The organism is Pseudomonas aegrilactucae (assembly GCF_019168305.1).
Lineage (GTDB): Bacteria > Pseudomonadota > Gammaproteobacteria > Pseudomonadales > Pseudomonadaceae > Aquipseudomonas > Aquipseudomonas aegrilactucae.
This window is the reverse complement of record NZ_JAHTBI010000115.1, coordinates 1-20,578: the sequence shown is the minus strand read 5'-3', so window position 1 is coordinate 20,578 and position 20,578 is coordinate 1. Positions and strand designations below refer to the sequence as shown.

At 63.5% G+C, this 20,578-nt stretch carries 9 protein-coding genes and 1 pseudogene; 2 read left to right on the top strand and 8 right to left on the bottom strand.

Annotation, left to right across the window (positions count from 1 at the left end; all coding sequences use genetic code 11):
• Both KUO17_RS24765 and KUO17_RS24760 read left to right on the top strand, forming a co-directional pair.
• The coding region (locus KUO17_RS24765; protein WP_217978193.1) for a non-ribosomal peptide synthetase at positions 1 to 5,622 on the top strand (5,622 nt) is incomplete at its 5' end.
• Between the two features lie 62 nt (positions 5,623 to 5,684).
• Entirely contained in the window at positions 5,685 to 6,641 is a 957-nt protein-coding gene (locus KUO17_RS24760) for an alpha/beta hydrolase (RefSeq protein ID WP_217978192.1), read from the top strand.
• Positions 6,642 to 6,705: 64 nt separating this feature from the next.
• Here KUO17_RS24760 and KUO17_RS24755 read toward each other — a convergent pair whose 3' ends face one another.
• From KUO17_RS24755 to KUO17_RS27450, 8 genes and pseudogenes are all read right to left on the bottom strand, one after another.
• Positions 6,706 to 9,240, bottom strand: coding sequence for a TonB-dependent siderophore receptor (locus KUO17_RS24755; protein WP_217978191.1), 2,535 nt, complete (start codon positions 9,238 to 9,240; stop codon positions 6,706 to 6,708).
• 106 nt (positions 9,241 to 9,346) lie between these two features.
• On the bottom strand, positions 9,347 to 10,300 hold the full coding sequence (locus KUO17_RS24750; protein ID WP_341869653.1) for a FecR family protein: 954 nt from the start codon (positions 10,298 to 10,300) through the stop codon (positions 9,347 to 9,349).
• The gene (locus tag KUO17_RS24745; RefSeq protein WP_217978190.1) at positions 10,301 to 10,810 is read right to left on the bottom strand and encodes an RNA polymerase sigma factor; all 510 of its coding nucleotides are present in this window, start codon (positions 10,808 to 10,810) and stop codon (positions 10,301 to 10,303) included.
• 200 nt (positions 10,811 to 11,010) lie between these two features.
• Positions 11,011 to 13,545: a TonB-dependent siderophore receptor gene (locus tag KUO17_RS24740; protein WP_217978189.1), complete on the bottom strand. Its 2,535-nt coding sequence runs from the start codon at positions 13,543 to 13,545 to the stop codon at positions 11,011 to 11,013.
• Between the two features lie 310 nt (positions 13,546 to 13,855).
• On the bottom strand, positions 13,856 to 15,538 hold the full coding sequence (locus KUO17_RS27010) for a non-ribosomal peptide synthetase (protein ID WP_341869652.1): 1,683 nt from the start codon (positions 15,536 to 15,538) through the stop codon (positions 13,856 to 13,858).
• 244 nt (positions 15,539 to 15,782) lie between these two features.
• A pseudogene (locus tag KUO17_RS27005) lies at positions 15,783 to 17,012 on the bottom strand (condensation domain-containing protein); the annotation flags it as partial.
• Complete coding sequence (locus KUO17_RS24730) at positions 17,009 to 19,534, bottom strand: condensation domain-containing protein (protein WP_217978188.1); 2,526 nt, start codon at positions 19,532 to 19,534, stop codon at positions 17,009 to 17,011. The gene KUO17_RS24730 and the pseudogene KUO17_RS27005, both read right to left, overlap by 4 nt.
• On the bottom strand, positions 19,426 to 20,578 hold a 1,153-nt coding region (locus KUO17_RS27450), incomplete at its 5' end, for an AMP-binding protein (RefSeq protein ID WP_217978187.1). The genes KUO17_RS24730 and KUO17_RS27450, both read right to left, overlap by 109 nt.

Here is a 20,578-nt window from a genome sequence, read left to right as displayed (position 1 = left end):
GACCGGCGTGCCTTGCCGGCACCCGATGCGAGCCTGCTGCAGGCCGAGTACGTGGCACCGCAGAGCGAGATGGAAAAACGCATCGCCGCACTGTGGCAAGACGTTCTCAAGCTGCCGCGGATTGGTCTGGATGACAACTTCTTCGAGCTCGGTGGCGACTCGATCATCTCGATTCAGGTGGTCAGCCGTGCCCGCCAGAACGGTATCCGCTTCAGCGCCAAGGACCTTTTCCAGCACCAGACCATCAAGAGCCTGGCCAACGTCGCGCAGGTCGCCGACGACGCGCAGCAGATCGACCAGGGCCCCGTGGTCGGCGCGACGCCCCTGCTGCCGATCCAGCAGCTGTTCTTCCTGAGCGATACCCCCGAACCGCACCACTTCAATCAATCAGTGATGCTCGAACCGTCCAGGCCACTGGATGCAGCCGTGCTGGATCACGTCTTGCACGCCCTGGTCGAGCACCACGACGCCTTGCGCCTGGTCTTGCACCGCAACGGCGAACACGCAAGTGCTCGCTACCTGCCCGTCGACCCGAGCTGCGAACTACTGTGGCAGGCCGATATCGCTGACGAGCACGCACTGAATGAATGGGCCAATCGCGCCCAGGCCAGCCTGGACATCCAGCAAGGTCCGCTGCTGCGTGCCCTGCTGGCCACCCTGCCCGACGGCCAGCAACGCCTGCTGCTGGTCATTCACCACCTGGCAGTGGATGGCGTCTCGTGGCGCATCCTCTTCGAAGACCTGCAACTGGCCTACCAGCAGCGGCTGGTGAATCAGCCCACCAAACTGCCGGGCAAAACCAGCTCGGTCAAAGCCTGGGCCGAGCAGTTGCAAGGCTATGCACGCAGCGAAGCCCTGCAAAAGGAACTGCACTACTGGCAAGCACAACTGCAGGATGTGCCCGCCACACTGCCCTGCGAGCGCCCGGACGGCAGCTTGCTGAACCGCCACGGGCGCAGCGTGCAAAGCCGCCTCGACCCGCAACTCACCCGACAGTTGCTGCAGGAGGCACCGGCCGCCTATCGCACACAGATCAACGATTTGTTGCTGACCGCCCTGGCACGCGTGATCGGACGGTGGAGCGGCGCGCCGAGCAGCCTGATCGAGCTGGAAGGCCATGGCCGCGAAGACCTGTTCGAGGCAATCGACCTGACCCGTACCGTGGGCTGGTTCACCAGCGTGTTCCCGGTCAAGCTCACCCCCGCCAGCGGTATGGGCGAGTCGATCAAGGCGATCAAGGAACAACTGCGCGCCATCCCCAACAAGGGCATCGGCTACGGCGCCTTGCGCTTCCTCGGCGATGCGACCGCGCGCCAGGCCTTGGGCGAACTGCCCGTTCCACGCATCACCTTCAACTACCTCGGCCAGTTCGACGGCAGCTTCGACAGTAACGAGGGTGCGCTGTTCGCACCGGCCGCTGAAAGCACCGGCGCCAACCAGAGTGCCCACGCGACGCTGGGCAACTGGCTGTCGCTCAACGGCCAGGTGTATGGCGGCGAGCTGAGCATGAACTGGAGCTTCAGCAGCGAGATGTTCGAAGAGGCGACGATCCAGCAGTTGGCCGACGCGTTCTGCCTGGAACTGGCCGCCGTCATTGCGCATTGCCGTGACCCACAGCACAGGGGGCTGACGCCATCGGACTTCGCGCTGGCGCGTCTGAGCCAGTCGCAACTGGACCGTTTGCCAGTACCGTGCACCGAGGTACAGGACCTCTACCCGCTCTCGCCCATGCAGCAAGGCATGCTGTTTCACACGCTGGAGTCCAACGAGGCCAGCCTCTACATCAACCAGATGAGTGTGCCCGTGATCGGGCTGGACCCCGACCGTTTCATCGCGGCCTGGAACACCGCGATTGCCCGCCATGAAATCCTGCGCACCGGATTCTGGTCGGCCAACGAGCTGAGTGAGCCGCTGCAAGTGGTGTACAAGCACGCCACCCTGCCCGTGCGCCGCCTGGACAGGCAAGCCGCGGCGTTCGACGAAAAGGCCCTGCAACTGATCCTTGAAGCGGACTGCGCCGAAGGGTTCGACCTGCTGCAGGTACCGTTGACGCGCCTGACGCTGATCGACCTGGGCGAGCACAAGCATCACCTGATCTGGACCAGCCACCACATCCTGATGGACGGCTGGTCCAGCTCGCGCCTGCTCGGCGAAGTGCTGGAGCTGTACCACGGCCGCACGCCACCGGCCAAGCGCGGGCAGTATCGCGACCATATCCAATGGCTGCAGAATCAGTCTCAGGCCAGCCTGGAGCAGTTCTGGAAACACAAGCTGCAAGGCATCGAAGGCCCGACCCTGCTGGCAGGCAGCATTGCACCGCGCCCGGCCAGCGACCTGCAAGGGCATGCGGCGCTGTACCTGCACTGGGACCAAGCACGCACCCAGCGCCTGCGCGAACAGACCCAGCGCCTGCGCATCACGCCCAACACGCTGATCCAGGCCGTATGGCTGCTGCTGTTGCAACGCTACACCGGCCAGCCCACCGTGTGCTTCGGCGCCACTGTGGCCGGTCGCCCGGCCAGCCTGCCCGGCGCCGAGGAAATGCTGGGCCTGTTCATCAACACCCTGCCCATCATCCAGACCCCGCAACCGCACATGCCGCTGGCGCAGTGGCTGCAAGCACTGCAAACCTACAACCTGGAAGTACGCGACCAGGAGCATGCCTCGCTGGCCGATGTGCAGCGCTGGTCGGGGCAGAACGGCCAGGCACTGTTCGACAGTATCATCGTGTTCGAAAACTACCCGGTGGACGAGCGCCTGCAGGAAGCCGAGCAGAACCAGCTGAGCTTTGGCGAGGTGAACAGCCGCGACGTCACCAACTTCGCCATGGACCTGGCGATCAACCTGGGCAAAACCCTCAAGATCGAGTTCCTGTACCTGCGCAACCGTTTCACCGAGGCGGCCACGGCGCAGATCCGCAGCAGCTTCGAAACCTTGCTCGAGGCCCTGCTCGACAACCCGCAGGCCACCCTGGGCAGCCTGTCGACGCTCAGCGCCGGCGAACAGCAGGCGCTTGCGCAACACAATCAGCTGGCACCGCCGACCCACGGCCAGGCCCTGCTGGCCGAGCGCATCCGCCGCCATGCCGAACGGCAGCCGCAGCGTATCGCGGTCACCTGCGCCGAGGTGCACCTGAGCTACGGCGACCTGGAAACCCGCGCCAACCAACTGGCCCATCACCTGATCGCGCAGGGCATCGGCCCTGAAGTGTGTGTCGGTATCGCCCTGGAGCGTTCGGTCGAGGTGATCGTGGCGTTCTATGCCGTGATGAAGACCGGCGCAGCCTACGTGCCGCTCGACATCGACTACCCACAGGACCGCGTCAAGTGGATCGTCGAAGACTCGCGCATGCCGGTGCTGCTGACGCAAAGCTCACTGCAAGCGCGCTTCGCCGACGCCGGTGCCAACACACTGATCGCGCTGGACCGAGTGGCCCTGGACACCTGCCCGACCACGTGCCCGCCACCTCGGGTCGACGAGGACAACCTTGCGTACCTGATCTACACCTCCGGCTCCACCGGCAAGCCCAAGGGCGTGGCGGTCAGCCACGGGCAGATCCGCATGCACTGCCTGGCGATTGCCGAGCGCTACGAAATGGACGCCAGCACCCGCGAGCTGCTGTTCATGTCGTTCGCCTTCGACGGTGCCCAGGAGCGCTGGCAATCGACCCTGCTCGGCGGCGGCCAACTGGTGCTGCGCGACAACCGTCTGTGGACCGCCGAGGAAACCTGGCAAGCCTTGTACGCGCACAGCATCGATATTGCCTGCTTCCCGCCCGCCTACCTGCAGCAACTGGCCGAATATGCCGCCAGCGTCCAGGCGCCGCCACCGGCGGTGCGGGTGTACTGCTTTGGTGGTGACGCGGTGGCCGAGGCCAACTTCGAGCTGGTCAAGCGTGCACTCAAGCCGGCCTACCTCACCAACGGCTACGGCCCCACCGAAACCGTGGTCACGCCGCTGTTGTGGAAAGTCGATGCCAGCCAGCAGTGCGATGCGGTGTATGCGCCCATCGGCACCCGCGTGGGCCAGCGTACCCTGTATGTACTCGACGATCAGCTCAACCCGGTGCCCGACGGCGTGGCCGGCGAGCTGTACATCGGTGGCCAAGGCGTGGCGCGCGGCTATCACCAGCGTCCCGGGCTGAGCGCCGAACGCTTCGTCGCCGACCCGTTCGCGGGCGACGGCAGCCGCCTGTACCGCACCGGCGACCTGGTGCGCCAGCGCGCCGACGGCGTGTTCGACTACCTCGGGCGCCTGGACAACCAGGTCAAGGTGCGCGGCTTCCGTATCGAGCTGGGCGAAATCGAAGCGCGTCTGCGCCAGCAACCCGGCGTGACCGATGCCGTGGTGGTCGCGCGTGAAACCGGCGCCGGCAAGCAACTGATCGGCTATGTGGTGGCGGATGACGCCAGTGGCCTGGGCGAACGTCTGCGCGCCGCATTGCAGGTCGAGCTGCCCGACTACATGGTCCCGGCGCAGATCCTCGCGCTGGCCGCCTTCCCGCTCAACCCCAATGGCAAGCTGGACCGCAAGGCCCTGCCCGACCCGGACTTCAAGGCGCGCGCCTTCATCGCCCCGCGCAACGCGCTTGAGCAAGGCCTGGCGGCCATCTGGCAACAGGTGCTGGAGATCGAGCAGGTGGGCGTCACCGACAACTTCTTCGAGCTGGGCGGCGACTCGCTGCGGGTGCTCAAGGTGCTGTCCAGGGTGCGCAGCCAGCCGGAGCTGGGTATCGAGTTGAAACTGCGCGACCTGATCGGCAAGCCGACCATCGCCGAGCTGTCCGGCTACGAGTCCGAAACGTCGTCACTCGACCCGCTGCTGTTGCTCAACAGCCCGGTCGAACTGGCGCGACCGCTGTTCTGCCTGCACGCCGGCTTCGGTACGGTGTTCGACTACGAGCCGCTGGCGCGCCGCCTGGAAGGCCAGCGCAGCGTGTACGGCCTGCAATGCCGAATGCTGCTGGAGCGTAGCTGGGAGGACGAATCCCTCGAGGCCATGGCCATCGATTATGCCCAGTACATCCGCCAGAAACAGGCCAGTGGCCCGTACCACCTGCTGGGTTGGTCGCTGGGCGGTACGCTGGCGGTACTGGTCGCGCAGGAGCTTGAGAAACAGGGCCAGCGGGTCAGCTTCCTCGGCCTGGTAGACAGTTTCCTGCCGTCAGCCGCGGCAATCCAGCCAGCCACCGATGAGGACTGGAGCGAAGACCTTGGCAGCTTCCTGGGTGTGATCATGGGTGTGTCGAGTGACGCATTGCCGGTGCTGCAGGTGCGCTCCAGCAGCCCTGCCAACCACCTCGAAACGGTGATTGCCGATGTGCAGGCACAGGTCATCAGCGCCTCGGCGTTCGCCGCCATCGGCGCAGAAGAACTGGCCCATACCTTCCGTGTGGCCATGAAGCTCAAGGCGTTGTCCGAGGCCATCGATGCGCTGCCTGCGACGCAGGCGGTGGCGCAGTGCTGGTGGGCCAAGGCTGCGGCAGGTCAGACCCCGTTGCGCCTGGCGCAGGCGCAGCTCAACGAACCGATTGCCGCCGGCCACTACGACATGCTCAAGCATCCCGAGCTGCTGCGCCGCGTACTGGAGCAGTTGCAGGAAAGCCACAGCGTCACCTGTTGATACCATCGCCGCCCCCTGTTCGGGGCGGCGCTTTTCCATGGATTATGCAAGGAACCCCCGACATGCCTCTGGATCCCGACCTCGAAGGCTTCCTGGAGCTGGCCCAGATGGGCCGCCTGAGCGGCAAGAGCCGCGCGCTGCACGAACTGGACGTGGCGCTGGCACGTACGCAGTTCGACGCCACCTCCCTGGTGCTTGACCCCTGCCCGCCTGCTGCCATCACGGTCAGCGAGCTGAGCATCCCGACCCGCGACGGCCAGCGCATCGCGGCGCGCCTGTACCGCGCCCACGCCAGTGACACGGCCCTGCTGCCGACGCTGCTGTACTTCCATGGTGGCGGCTATGTGGTGGGCAGCCTGGACTCCCACGACTCCATCTGCCGTCGCCTGGCTGCGAGCGGACGCCATGCGGTGCTGGCGCCGGCCTACCGGCTGGCCCCGGAATACCCGTTCCCGACCGCCGTGCAGGATGCGCTGGATGCCGCCAATTGGCTGGCCGAACAGGCCACGTCGCTGCACCTGGACAACCAGCGCGTGACCCTGGCGGGTGACAGCGCCGGGGCCACCCTGGCCACCGTGCTGGCGATCACTGCCGTCAAGCAGCCACAGGCGCTGCAGCTCAGGCCCAAGGCGCAGTTGCTGTTCTATCCGGTGACCGATACCTCGCGCCAGCGGGAGTCGCATCGCCGTTATGCCGAGGACTACCTGCTCGAAACCGCCACGCTGGAGTGGTTCTACCACCACTACAGCGCCGACCCGGCGCAGCACCTTGACTGGCGCGTATCGCCGTTGCTGGCAAGTGATCTGGACGGCCTGGCCCCGGCCTATGTGAGCCTGGCCGAATACGATCCATTATTTGACGAAGGGCTGGAATACGCGAACCGGCTGCAGGCCAGCGGGGCGTCGGTGACATTGAAGGTGCAACAGGGGTTGACCCATGATTTTCTGCGTATGGGTGGGATTGTGGGCGATGTGGACGGTATCTATGCAGCAGTCGATCACTGGTTGTCAGAACAGTAGTCAACCTTGCGACCCGAGAAACAAAAAAGCCCGCAATGATGCGGGCTTTTTTGAGGTGCGTGGTTTACCAGAAGGTGCCACGCAGGGTCAGCATGTGATTGCGTGGTTCGCCGTACCAATTCTGTCGGCTGGACGATCCGACCGTAGCGTAGTAGGTCTTGTCGAACGCGTTGTTCAGATTGTAGGTCAGCGCCCAGTGTTCATCGAGCTGGTACTCGGCCATCGCATTCCACACCGCGTAACCTGCTTGACGATAATCGAACGCGTCATATATCACATCGCCATTGCCATCGAGCACAGGCTTCATGGTGTTGTCGAGCCTTGCTGCAAAGCCACTGACATAGTCGGCACTCTGCAAGTTGACGCCGCCACCCACCTTCAGGTCCTTGAGGGCGCCTTGCAGTTGGTAGGTCGACCATACCTTCACGCTGTGCTTGGGTGTGACAGTACTGAACGGCGAATTATTCGTACGGTCCTTGTTGATGTTGTACGTATAGGCCGCCATAAGGTCCCAGCCGTCCAGCAACTCACCGCTGACCTCGGCATCGAAGCCTTTGCTGACCACCTTGCCTTCGGCGGCGTAGCAGCAACTGCCGGCGAAAAGGATGTCCGAACCCGGGTAGGTAGGGTCCAGTACTGCCCGGTTTTCCTGCTCGGTGTAGTAAACCGACAGCGCAGTGTTGACGGCGCCATCCCACAGTTCACCCTTTAGACCCAGCTCATAGGTCTTGCCAGTCATCGGCTCCAAGGGGCTGCCTGGCAGCGGTCCCTTGGCTTGCAACTGCTGGGGCTTGTAGATTTCCGAATAGCTGATATAGGTCGACCAGTCTTTGTTCAGGTCAAACACCAGGCCGCCATAGGGCACCACCTTGGTCGGTTCGCGACGGCTCACGTCGGAAATCGGCACCCACTGGTTAGGATCGAAACCAGCGACGTCCTTCTCGCTGTTGACCTGCTCGAACTTGTAACGCTGAGCCCTCGCGCCGACGATCAGGTGCAACGGGTCGGCCAGTTGCAGGCGCAACGTAGAATAAAGCCCATACTGTTCTTGGGTATTGGGGCTGTAGTCGCGCATGTAACGGTCATCATACGGTTCCTCCCAAGGCGTCGAGCCCGGATCGAACACGTCGACATTACCGCCACCGGTCAGGCCGCGAGTGCCGCGCCAACGGCTGGTAATTTTCTGGTAGTCAGCCCCCATCAGCAGTTCATGCTGGCGGTCGAATGCCTCGAACTTGCCGGCCACGTTGACATCGAACAGATGCTGCTCGCTGAGATAGCGGTTGACCGAGCCGTACCAGAACGGGCCGCTCTTATCCACCAGGTCGGCGCCGCCCATAACTGCCGAGCTCTTGATCAGACCGCTGTCACGGGTCTGGGTGTAAGTGACGTTGACCTTCCAGTCGTCATTGAAATCGTGGTCGATCTTGGCGAACACTTCATCCGAACGTCCATCCTGATAGGCCCAACTGGTGGTCAGGCTGTTACGACGTGGCAAGCCCAGGTCATCGCCGTTGATGTAGCGCGGCACACCTGTGCCGATGCCGTTGTCGTGAAGGCGTTCGGAACGCCCACCCAGGGTCAGCATGGTGGAGTCGGTGATATCGGCTTCGAGCACACCATACAGGATAGGCTTCTCGGTACTGCGATCATCCAGGAAATACTGGCGGTCCGTGTAGGCCGCGACCAGGCGACCGCGCAGGCGACCATCAAAGGCGATAGGGCCTGTCACGTCGAGTTGGGTACGGTAGTTGTCCCAGGAACCCACGGACGTATCTATCTTCAACTGATAGGTATCCAGAGGCCGCTTGCGCACCAGGTTGATCATGCCACCCGGATCACCGGTCCCGCCAAACAACCCAGACGAGCCGCGCAGCACCTCGACGTGGTCGAACTCGACCAGATCATAATTCTTGTACGAATAGAAGCTGCCCGCCGTGGTACCGAGGGCCATGGGCGCAGCACCATCGATCTGGATGTTTTCGATGATGAAGCCGCGGGAGTAGAAATTCGACAGGTTGGAGTTGGCGGATTTCACCGTGATGCCCGGCGTTGCCTTCATGGCATCGGTCAGGCTGGTCATACGTCGTTCCTGGATCACCTGATCGGTCACGACCGAGACCGTCTGCGGTGTCTGGCGCAAGCTGGTCGGGCTCTTAGAGCCCACACTGGCCAGGCCAATGGTGTAGGAGCCGGAGTTCTCGGTCATCTGCCCCATCCCCTGCCCCTGAATGGTGGTGGTACCCAGTTCCAGCGCCGCCCCCAGCGTCGGAGCTTTTTCGACCAGGATCACATCGCCGCTGAGCCTTGCGCTCAAACCACTGCCCAACAACAATCGATCAAGCCCCTGCTGTACCGCGTAACGCCCGTGCAGCCCTTCGGTTTGCTGGCGGGTCACTACTTCACTGACGACCATCAGGCGCAACCCCGCCTGGTCGGCAAAGCGCGTCAGCGCCTGGTCAAGCGGACCTGCCGCAACATCGAAGACCTGCTCCACGGCGTGCTGGTGGTCCGCCGCACTGGCCGGCTGGCTGACGCCCACACAACTCGCTGCCACGATCGCCAGGCTCAAGGCGGTGTGTCTGATCAGATACGGCATAACGTTCCCCTGCTGAAATCAGCGAAATAAAAATCAATCTCGACAGGAAAGACGTCAGCCCTCTGAAAACCGACAGTGGCGGCAAACAATTATTTTTGCGCGGGCCCTACTTTCGCCGCGCGTCGTCGCGCTCGATCACGGTCAACCACGGGAACTGCCGCACGCGCAGCGGCAAGGTGCGCTGCAGCAGTTGCAACTGGGCGTCGGTATCGCCGGTTGCAACGACGCCGGTGACCGGCAAGCGGCGCAGGTCGTTGTCGCGTACCCAGATCAGGCCACGGTGGTAGCGACCGATCTGTTCCAGCACCTCGCCCAGCGGCTGCTGGTTGAACACCAGCCGGTCGCGACGCCACGCCGTTGCCGATGCGATGTCCACCGCTTGCGCCCCCTCCAGACCGTGCGGGCCGAACTGCACCGCTTGCCCGGCGTCGACGTCAACAGCCTGCGGATCGCCCTCAAGCGTCACCCGCACCGAATGCTCGGTCACCACCATGCGCACCTGCTCGCCTTCGCGCCGAACGTCGAAGCCAGTGCCCAGCGCGCGCATGCGCCCGTTGCCGGCCAGCACCTCGAACGGCCGTTGCGCATCGGCTGCAACCTGCACGAAGAGCTCCCCGGCGTAGAGGTGTACCACCCGGCGATCGCCTTCCAGATCTATATCGACGCGCGTGCGCGGCGCCAGCTCAAGGCGCGAGCCATCGGCCAGATTCAACGTGCGGTGCTCGCCCAGGGCGGTCATCTGGTCGGCTACCCAGCCTTGACCTTGAGCCTGCCAGTAGAGGCCACCCGCCAGGCTCACGGCGAGTGCCAGGCCCAACAGCGGCACCTTGCGCGACGGTGCGGGCGGCCGCTCAAGCGCACTGCCCAGCCGCTCCCACAGCCGTTCCGCCGCGTGCGCGGCATGCTGGTGTTGCGGTGACGCTTCGCACCACTGCAGGTAGGCGTCCCAGGTGGGTGCCTCGGCGCTGCCCGAATGCAGGTCGACCAACCACTGCAAGGCCTGTTCGGTCAGCACTGTGGAGGCGTTGTCGGGAGAAAAATCGCTGCGCTCGCGCTTCACTCAGTCATCCATCATTTCGAGGCGTCGAGCACAGTGAAGCAAGGCGCTCATGATGTACTTGCTGACCATGCTCACCGACACCCCGAGCCGCTCGGCGATGGCCGCATGGCCCAGCCCTTCGAGGCGATTGAGCAGCAAGGCCTGGCGGCAGTTGCAGGGCAACTCCTCCAGGGCCTGCTGCAACAGCATCAGTTGCTGGCGCAACTCGAACAGCGCGGCGGGCCCCGGGCATGGGTCGAGCAGTTCATGCTGAACGTCGTCCAGCGAGCCGACCGGCCCACGCCGCGTGCGACTGCGCCCCAGGTCGATGATCAGATTGCGCAGCACGCGAATCAGGAAAAAACGTGGGTTGGCAATCGAGTGTGCGCGCTGCTGACGGTCCAGGCCGACGTAGCGCACGAATGCGTCCTGAGTGAGGTCTGCCGCCATTTCCCGGTCGCCCAGGCGACGGTAGGCAATCTGCTGCAGTTCGCGGTGATAGAGGCGAAACAACCGATCCAGATTATCCAATGCATACTCCAGGACGATCCATGTGCAGGCACACAGGTGGCGGGGGCGCTAGGGTACGAATTTTGAGAATCGTTCGCAATATCAATAATGTGGATACTGGCGCGTTGTGAATCGACAGACGCCACGCCCCATCCACACGACCAACCGAAAAACCAGGCACAAAAAAGCCCGCAGTATGCAGGCTTTGTCAAAAAATCGGATTACCAGAAGCTACCCCGAAGTGTCAGCATGTGATTGCGCGGATCGCCATACCAGTTACCCAAGGCCGACGAGCCGACGGTCGAATAGTACTTCTTGTCGAACGCATTGTTCAGGTTGTAGACAAGCGACCAGTGATCGTCCAGTTGATACTCAGCCATGGCATTCCACACCGCATATCCAGCCTGGCGGTAATCATAGTTTTCGCTACCTATGACTTCACCCGTAGTGGGGTTCAGGACAGCAGCCTTACCACTGACATAGTTCGCACTTTGAAGGTTGACGCCACCGCCTATCTTGAGGTCCTTGAAATCACCTGGCAGGCGGTAGGTGGACCACAGTTTGAACAGATGCTTGGGCGTTACTCCACTGAATACATCACCGTTGTTGCGATTGCGGTTATGGTTGTAGGTATAGCCAGCCATGAGGCTCCAGTCCGGTAGCACCTCACCGCTGATCTCCATATCGATCCCCTTGCTCACTACCTCACCCTGCGTCAGGTAACAGCAGTTGCCTCCAAACAGTACTGATGTCAATGGATAGGCTGGATCTTCTACTGCCTGATTTTCGCGTTTGGTGTAGTAGAGTGCCAACGAAGTATTGACTGCTCCGCCCCACAGCTCCCCCTTGATACCTGTCTCGTACGTCTCGCCTGTCATTGCCTCTACCGAACTACCCGGCAGTGGCCCTTGCAGATTAGCTTGCTGGGGCTTGAAAATCTCTGAATAGCTTGCATACGCAGACCACTCGTCACTCAGGTCGTAAACTACCCCGCCATATGGCACGACTTTGGTCGGCTCTCGAACCGACACATTCGATGCCACCGCCCAGGCGCCAGTTTTACTGTTGAACTCACGATAGATCTGATCGAACTTGTAACGCTGTACACGGGCACCGACGATCAGGTGTAGCGGGTCAGCCAGATGCAGACGCAATGTGGAATAAAGGCCGTACTGCACTTGTGAGTTGGGGTCATAGTCGCTGACCCAGTCTTTGCGGATAGGTGGTTCGATCCAAGGGGTCGACCCCGGATCATAGACATCGATAGCACCAAAGGCCCCGGCCAACTGCGGCGTACCTTGCCAGCGACTGGTGACTCGTTGATGGTCAGCGCCCATCAGGAATTCATGTTCACGCCCAAGCATGTCGAACTTGCCAGCAAGGTTCACATCCCACAACTGCTGGTCACTACGGTAGCGGGAATTCGAACCAAGCCACATGGGCCCCAGTCCGGTTACCGGATTGAGTGCGCCCACGGAAAAGGAACCCTTCTTCATGCCGACGTCTTGCGTCTGTGTATAGCTCAGGTTCACCTTCCAGCGTTCCGACAACTCATGGTCGACTTTGGCGAACACTTCTTGCGAACGGCCATCCTGGTAAGCCCAGCTCTGGCTCAGGTTGGTATGGCGAGACAGCCCCAGGTCTTCGCCGGTACTGAACCGCGGAAGCCCAGTTCCTGAACCATTCTCATGAATGCGCTCATAACGTCCGCCCAGAGTCAGGCGCGTTCCTGGCAGTACATCGGCCTCGAGAACACCGTAGATAGTGGGTAATTCCGTGCTTCGCTCGTCGAGAAAATACTGCCGATCCGTGTAAGCCGTGACCAACCGTCCGCGCAGTTTTCCATCGAAGGCCATAGGCCCGGTGACATCCAGCTGCGTATGGTAGTTGTCCCAAGAGCCAGCCGATGCCTCGACCTTCAACTGGTAGGTGTCCAATGGGCGCTTGCGCACCATGTTGATGATACCGCCCGGGTCGCCAGTACCCCCGAAAAGACCGGAGGCACCCCGCAGGACCTCCACGTGGTCGAACTCCACAAGGTTGTAGTTCTTGTTCGAATAAAAGCTGCCTGCGGTGGTTCCCAATGCCATCGGGGCCGCGCCATCGATCTGGATGTTCTCGATGGCAAAACCTCGAGAAAAGTAGGTCGAGAGTCGGTCGGTGGAATTCTGGACTGTAATGCCCGGCGTCATCTTCATGGCATCGGTCAAGTCGACCATGCCCTTGTCCTGAATCATCTGGTGAGTCACCACCGAAACCGACTGCGGCGTCTGACGCAGGCTGGTCGGGGTCTTGGAGCCAACACTGGTCAGGCTGGGCGTGTAGGAACCGGTATTCTCGGTCATCTGCCCCATCCCCTGCCCCTGGATGGTAGTAGCGCCCAGCTCGAGCGCCGACCCTGCCGGCGCCTCATTGCTCAGCAGTACGGTGTTGTTCTCGATCCGGTACTTGAGGCCAGCGTTATGCAGCAACTGCTCCAGCGCCTGCTGCGGTTCCATCTCCCCCACCACCGCTGGCGCCTTCTTGCCGCTGACCAGCTCGGGCCCGTAGAGAATCTGCAAGCCGGTCTGGTTGCCCAGATCGATCAGGGCCTTCTCCAGGGACTGGGCCGGGATATTGACCGCCACACTCTGTGCATACACACCGCCACTGGTACCCAGTGCCAGCCCCAACACGATGATGGAAGCCGAAGTACGCCAAGTGGCCAGTGAATTTTTCAGCACACGTGGTGCACGCCTTTTTTGCTCAACCTTCATAGTGTTGGATCACCCCAGATATCATTCGTCGGAAGATCGTCGCCTCTTCAGGGCCACTGATCAGTCAATGGGCATTCCTTGCTGCCACTTCCGCGCCAATGCCTTAAAGGGAGCACGCAGGCCGGACTTCCATCGGATTCTTTGTGGAATCCAAAGGAAGACGAACTAAAAATGAAAAATTTAGGAGTCGTTCACATTTTCAAACAAACAGACTGAAAAGAACCATAGCGCACCGTGTTGCACGGTGGTTGAAACGCTACAAACACCAAAGCCCACCGGTATCGATGGGCTTCGGCCACACGGGTGTGCCTCAGGCGTTGGCGTTCTGTGCCTTCGCCAGCAACTGCGCACGCTGCTCAGGGGTCATGCTGTCCAGGCGCAACCGCGCCGCCGCCAGTTTTTCCAACTGCCCGGGGGCGGCATCCTGGAAGCGTAACGCCTGCGCCAATGCCGCGACGCTGGGGTTGTCGAACACCACACCGGGGTGCACATCGCACTGCAACAGCTTGCGAATCCCCGCCACCAGCTTGATCACCAGCAACGAGTGACCACCGACCGCGAAGAAGTCCTGCTCGACGCTCAGGCGCTCCAGCCCCAGCAGTTGCGCCATGCGGCTGGCCAGCAGCTCCTCGAGGGCATCGCGCGGGGCGACATACGCCACGTCGGCACTGGCCAGCGGGCGCTGCTGCAATGCCTGGCGATCGACCTTGCCGTTGGCCAGGCGCGGCATCTGCGCCAGCACCTGCACATGGCGTGGCAACATCGGGGCTGGCAGCCTCAGGGCCAACTGCGCGGCCAGCGCGGCAGCCGCCTCCTGGCCCGCGCCGTCACGCAGCACCACGAAGGCTACCGGCTCTGCGTCGACCAGCACTGCAACAGCCTCGCTGACCTGCGCCAGGCTGGCCAGCTGCACTTCGATCTCCGCCAGCTCGATACGAAACCCTCGTACCTTGACCTGCTGATCGCGCCGGCCATACAGCTGTACCCCGCCCTCAGGACGATAGCGCGCCAGGTCACCACTGCGGTACAGCCGCTCGCCAGGCCGCAGCGGATGCTCGATGAACACCTGTGCAGCCTGCTCGGGCGCGTTCAGGTAGCCACGCGCCAGTTGTAGCCCACCGATGTACAGCTCTCCCAGCTCACCAATGGCAACCGCTTGACGGTGCTCATCGAGAATCAGTACGTGATTGTTGGGCAGCACTTCGGTCAGCGGTACGCTCCCTGCGTCGATATCCGCTGCAGTCACCCGATGCACCAGCACGCCCACGGTGGTTTCGGTAGGCCCGTAGTGGTTGAACACGCGACAGTCCGGACGAACCTCGGCAATGCGCTGCAGCAGCGATGCGCCGATCGCTTCACCGCCCAGCACCAGTGTCGCCGGCAGGTACGGCGCCTGGGCCTCGAGCAATGCGGCCAGGTGCGAGGGCACGATCTTCAGGCAGTCGATAGCCTGCTCACGCACAAAATGCGCGAACGCCTGTGGCGACTGCATGCTGTCGTCGTCGGCTATATGCAGCGCTGCACCCAGGTACAGCGCGCCCAACAGCGCGGTGTTGCCAAGGTCTGCAGCCACCGTGGAGCTCAGGGCGAAGTGACGGCAGGCGCCGAGTTCCAGTTGCTGGCACACCCCGGCGGTGTAGTTGAGCAACTGCCGGTGTTCCACCACCACGCCTTTGGGCGAGCCGCTGGAGCCGGAGGTGAACAGCACATAGGCGACATCGCCCGCACCGAGCACAGGGCTGGCAACCTCGCCATCGACGCTGCCCAGCAGCGCGATGTCCTGCACGACCACACCGTGCCCGCCCAGTTCGGCCAGTTGCGCCTGCTCGGTCAGCACCAGGCTTGGCTGTGCCTGCTCCAGCATCTGCAACTGCCGCGCAACCGGCCATTGCGGGTCCAGCGGCAAGTACGCGGCGCCCACTCGCCAACAGGCCAGGATGGCCACGATCAAGTGCGTCGAACGTGGCAAGGCCAGCCCCACCAGCCCCCCCATGGCCCACGCCGCGTGCCACCAGGTCGCACGCCAGGCGGGCCACGCGCTGTTCAAGATCGGCGTAGCTCAGGGTCACGCCGGCACTGACCAGCGCTGGGGCGTGCGGAGTGATGGCGGCCCATTGGGCGATGCGTTCGGGTAACAGCACCCGGTCTTCCAGCGCGCCTACTGCCGGGTCGAGTGCGAGCAGCGCGGCGTTGTCCGCCGCACCCGAGAGGTTGAGCCGGCCCAGCGCCTGCTGACTGTGCGTAGCAATGCTGTGCAGCAGCGCCTGATACTGGCCAAGCAGCACTTCAAGGCTGACCTGGCTGAAGCGACCCGCCTCGGCGTCCAGGCGCAAGGCCGTGTCGCTGACGCTCAGCAGCAACTCGAACTGGGGCTGCGCTTCGGCCAGGCGGGTCGCCTGCCACTGCGCAGTGCCGACAACCTGCTCCCGCAAGGCCGCACGCGTGGCAAAACCATACAGCGGGCTGGCATACGCCGCCGGCAGGTTGCTTGCAGCATATTCCTGCCAGGTCGCATGCTGCTCAAGCTGCGCCGCCAGCTCGGTAACCCACGCTTCGAAGGGTTGCGCCTGGTCCACCTGCAACACCAGCGGCAGGGTTTTCTCGAACACCCCGATGCTGTTCTCGAAGAACGCATAATCCTTGCGCCCGTCGTGGCGCCAGCCGCCGACAAACCGATCACGCCCGCTGATGCGCGCCAGCAACGTCCACCAGGCTGCCTGCAGCACGGTGTCCAGCGTGACGCCCAGGCGGTGCGCCAGGCCAGCCAGCTGCGCCTGCAACGACGCCTCCAGCGTAGCTTCCAGCTTCAGCGCGGCCGCGGGCAGGGCCGTGGCACGACGGTATGGCAGATAGGGCGCAACGCCCGCTTCGCTGGCCGGCAGGTGCGCCTGCCAGTACGCCTTGGCGGTGTCGGCATCTTCGTCGAACAGGACTTCGCTGCGCCACTCCAGGTACTGCGCAAACTGGCCCGGTTCCTCGTCCTCGACCGTTGCGCCTTGCCGGTAGGCCTGTACCAGCGCGTCGAACAGTACCTTGAGGCTGCCGGCATCACCGACAAAGCGTGCCTGCGCCAGCACCAGCACCCAGTGCCCCTGCGTCACCCGCAACAGCAGGGCCTGGACGAACGGGCCAGCCGCGGGCCAGGGCTCCGCGAGCCACGTCTCGGGCGCCGCATCAGGCTGCACCTGCAGCTCGAACGCCTGCACCGATGCCTCGGGCATGAACTGACGCTGCCCGTGATAGCCGGCCACGCTACCCAGGCGCATGCCCAGCGCCGCGTGCCGTGCCAGCAGGCTGTCGAAGGCCTGCTGCAGGCGCGGCACATCCAGCTCGCCATGGATATCGATGCGCAGGCAATGCGCGATGTCCTCGCGCCGTGCACCGGCATTCAATGCCGCAACCCAGGTTTGCTGCTCGGGGAGCAAGGCCAGGCCTGCGTCCTGTGTTTCCAGCTGTGCCGTGCTCATGCGCCTGCCTCGTCCTTTTCCAATGTCCGCTGTTGTGTGTCAGGCAGGGCCGCCAGGGCACTGCGCTCAATCATTTCGCCCATTGCCACGACGATCTTGCGCGGCCCCTCGAACGGGTCGCGGGCATGCGCGGCGAGCATGTTGTCGAGCAGGATCACGTCGCCCTTGCGCCAATCGAAGCGCACCGCGCATTCCTCGTAGAGGTCGCCGATCTGCTGCATGACCTCGTCCTCGATCGGCGATCCGTCGCCGTAGTACACATGGCGCGGCATGCGCTGCTCACCGAACAGGGCCAGCAGGTCGTCGCGCACATCCGGGTCCAGGCAGTAGATGTGATGCAGTTGCACCTGGTTGAAGAAGCTCTTCTGGCCGGTGACCGGGTGGGTGATGATCGCCGGGCACGGTGTGCGGATCTGCAGTTCGTCGTTGTCCAGCCAGGTCCACTGGATGCCGGCAGCGGCGCAGCGCGCTTCGACCTGGGCACGCTGCTCGGTCTTGAAGAAGTGCTGCCACGACACATCGAGCTTGTCGGCGAAGGTGCGTACGTACAGCAGCCCCTTGCTCTCGAAGCGCTCGCGCAGCTCGCTCGGCAGCTTCTGGTACATCAGACGACAATCCACCACCGGGGTGGCGCCACCGATCGGCGAGGGCTGCTCGCAGAAGAACAGCTGCTTGCGCGGCCAGCGGTCCTGGTGGGCGCTTTCATTGTGGAAAAGAATCATCTTCTTCTCCGGGTACGGCGTGGAGCGGTAGGTATTCTTGCCGCCTTCCTTCTTCGGCAGGTCACCGTACTGGCCATACAGGCCCGGCTGCACCGCTTCGGCAAAGGCTTCGAAGGCATGGATGTCGTGCAGGGCGAAGCCACGGAACAGGATGCCGGCATGCTCACCCAGCTTCTGCTCCACCAGTGGACGGTTGTGTTCGATCCACTGGATCAGGTCCAGCCCCGGATCGGTCGGCTCCCACAGCAGCGGGAACGCCTGGCCCGGCACCATCAGGCTTTCGCGCATGACGGCCACTGCGGGGCGCGCTGTCGGGCTCTGCGACTTTTTCAGGAACTTGCCCAGCTTGTCGGCCTTGTTCGGTGCAGCAGGTGCAGCAGGTGTTGCAGGCGCAGCCACAATGGCGGCGGTAGTGATAGGCATGTTGATTTCCCGTAGACGTTTATCTGGATCACTCACCATCTGTTCGAGAATGGTCATCCAGCCTTTCACGCAGAGCTCGATACGTTCTTGTTGGAATAAGTCGCTGGCGTACTGCCAGGTGCCGTGCAACTGGTCGGCCTCCTGGTCGATGAACAGGGCCATGTCGAACTTGGAATAGCCGCCGCCCATGGGCAGTGCCTCGACCCGTACAGCGTCCATGGAGGCGTGGCGCACCGGCAGGTTGTTCATCACGAACAGCACCTGCACCAGCGGGTTGGCCCCTTTGTGCCGGGGCGTTGCGGCAGCTTCGACGATCTGGTCGAACGGCAGTTCCTGGTATTCGAACGCGCTCAGTGCGGTGTCCTGAACCTGGGCCAGGTACTCGCGCACCGACAGCTGCTCCTGCCAGCGCGAACGCAGTGGCAGGACATTGATGAAGAAGCCGATCAGCCCTTCGAGCTGCGGCTGCGAGCGCCCCGCCACATCCGCCCCGACCAGCACGTCGTGGCTGCCACTGAGGCGATGCAGCATCACCTGGAATGCCGCCAGCAAGGTGCTGTAGAGGGTGACCCCGGCGGTACGCGACAAGCCCTTCAGTTGCTCGTGCAAGGCCGCCGGCAGGCTGAAGTGCAGGTCGCGGCCGGCATGGCTGGCCTGAGGCTTGCGCAACTGGTCGGCGGGCAACTGCAGCAGCCCGTCGTGGCCGGCCAGGGCGCGCTGCCAGTAGGTGGCCTGTTCGCGCATCACCCCGGCCTGCTCCAGTGCCTGTTGCCACTGGGCATAATCGGAATACTGCAAGGGCAACGCCGGCAACGGCTGCATGATCCCGGCCTTGAGCCGGGCGTAGACCTCGACCACCTCGTTGCTCAGCACCGACATCGACCAGCCATCGGAGATGATGTGGTGCATGCAGAACAGCAGCACGTGGCGCTGCGGCCCCAGGCGCACCACCTGACCGCGCAACAGCGGTGCCTGCAGCAGGCTGATGGGCTGGCGGGCATTGTGCTCGATGGCCTCGGCCACCCTCGCCTCCTGCTCTCCCGGCGACAGCGCCGAAAGATCCAGCAACGCCAAAGGTAGCGACACGTCTGCGCTGACCACGGCCAGCGGATCGCCGTCGTCATCGGCCACATACGCGGTGCGCAGGACGTCATGACGCTTGATCAGTTGCGCCAGACTGGCTTCGAGCAGCGGCACCGACAGCTCGCCTTCCAGGCGCAGCGCCAGCGGCATGCCATAGGCGCCGCTGGGCGCGGCGAACTGCTCGACTACCCACAGCCGGCGCTGGGCCAGCGACAGCGGCGCCGTGGTACGCGGACCGTAGGCCTGCAGGCTTGGCAATGCCGCACGCGCCTGGCCATTGCGCTGTGCCAGCAAGGCGGCGAACGCGCTGAGCGTCGCGCGCCGAACAGGTCACGCAAGCCCACCTCGACACTCAGCACCTGGCGCAGCCGCGCCACCACCTGGGTTGCCAGCAACGAGTGGCCACCCAACTCGAAGAAGTGATCGTCGCGACCAATCTGCGACAGCTCCAGCACCTGCTGCCAGACCTGGGCAATCGCCTGCTCCAGCTCACCTTGCGGCGCCACATACTCGGTCTGCAGCAGGCTCGCATCGGGCGCCGGCAAGGCACGCCGGTCGAGCTTGCCGTTGGCGGTCAAGGGCCACTGCTCCAGGAACAGCAGGTGCGTGGGCACCATGTAGTCCGGCAGTTCGGCCTTGAGCCGGGCTTTCAGTTCTTCCCGCAGGGCAGTGTGGTCGGCGCCGTTGTCGTGGGGCAGTACATAGCCCACCAGCTGCTGGCCGCTCGGCCCGTCCACTGCCAGTACCAGGGCTTCGCGCACGGCGGCCTGTTGCGCCAGGCGTGCTTCGATCTCACCCAGCTCGATACGGAAGCCACGGATCTTGACCTGATGGTCGATACGCCCGACGTATTCGACGATGCCATCCTGGCGATAACGCGCCAGGTCGCCGGTGCGGTACAAACGCTCGCCGCTGGTCGAGAACGGGTCGGGCACGAAGCGCGTCGAGGTGAGATCGGCGCGCTTGAGATACCCCCGCGCCAGGCCGGCCTGGCCCACATACAGCTCGCCGATGGCGCCTTTTGGCACCGGGTTCAGGTCGGCATCGAGCAGGTACCACGACAGGTCCGGGATCGGCTGCCCGATGGGGCTGGCTGCCTCGCCGGCAAGGTCGGCCAGCGACACCGGGCGGTAGGTCACGTGCACCGTGGTCTCGGTGATGCCGTACATGTTGATCAGTTGCGGCTGCTGGTCGCCGAAGCGCTCGAACCAGGGGCGCAGGCTGTGCACGTCAAGCGCTTCGCCGCCGAACACGACATAGCGCAGGGCTGGTTTCAGCTCGGCGTGCGCCGGAGCACAGGCCACCTGCATAAGCTGCTTGAACGCCGACGGTGTCTGG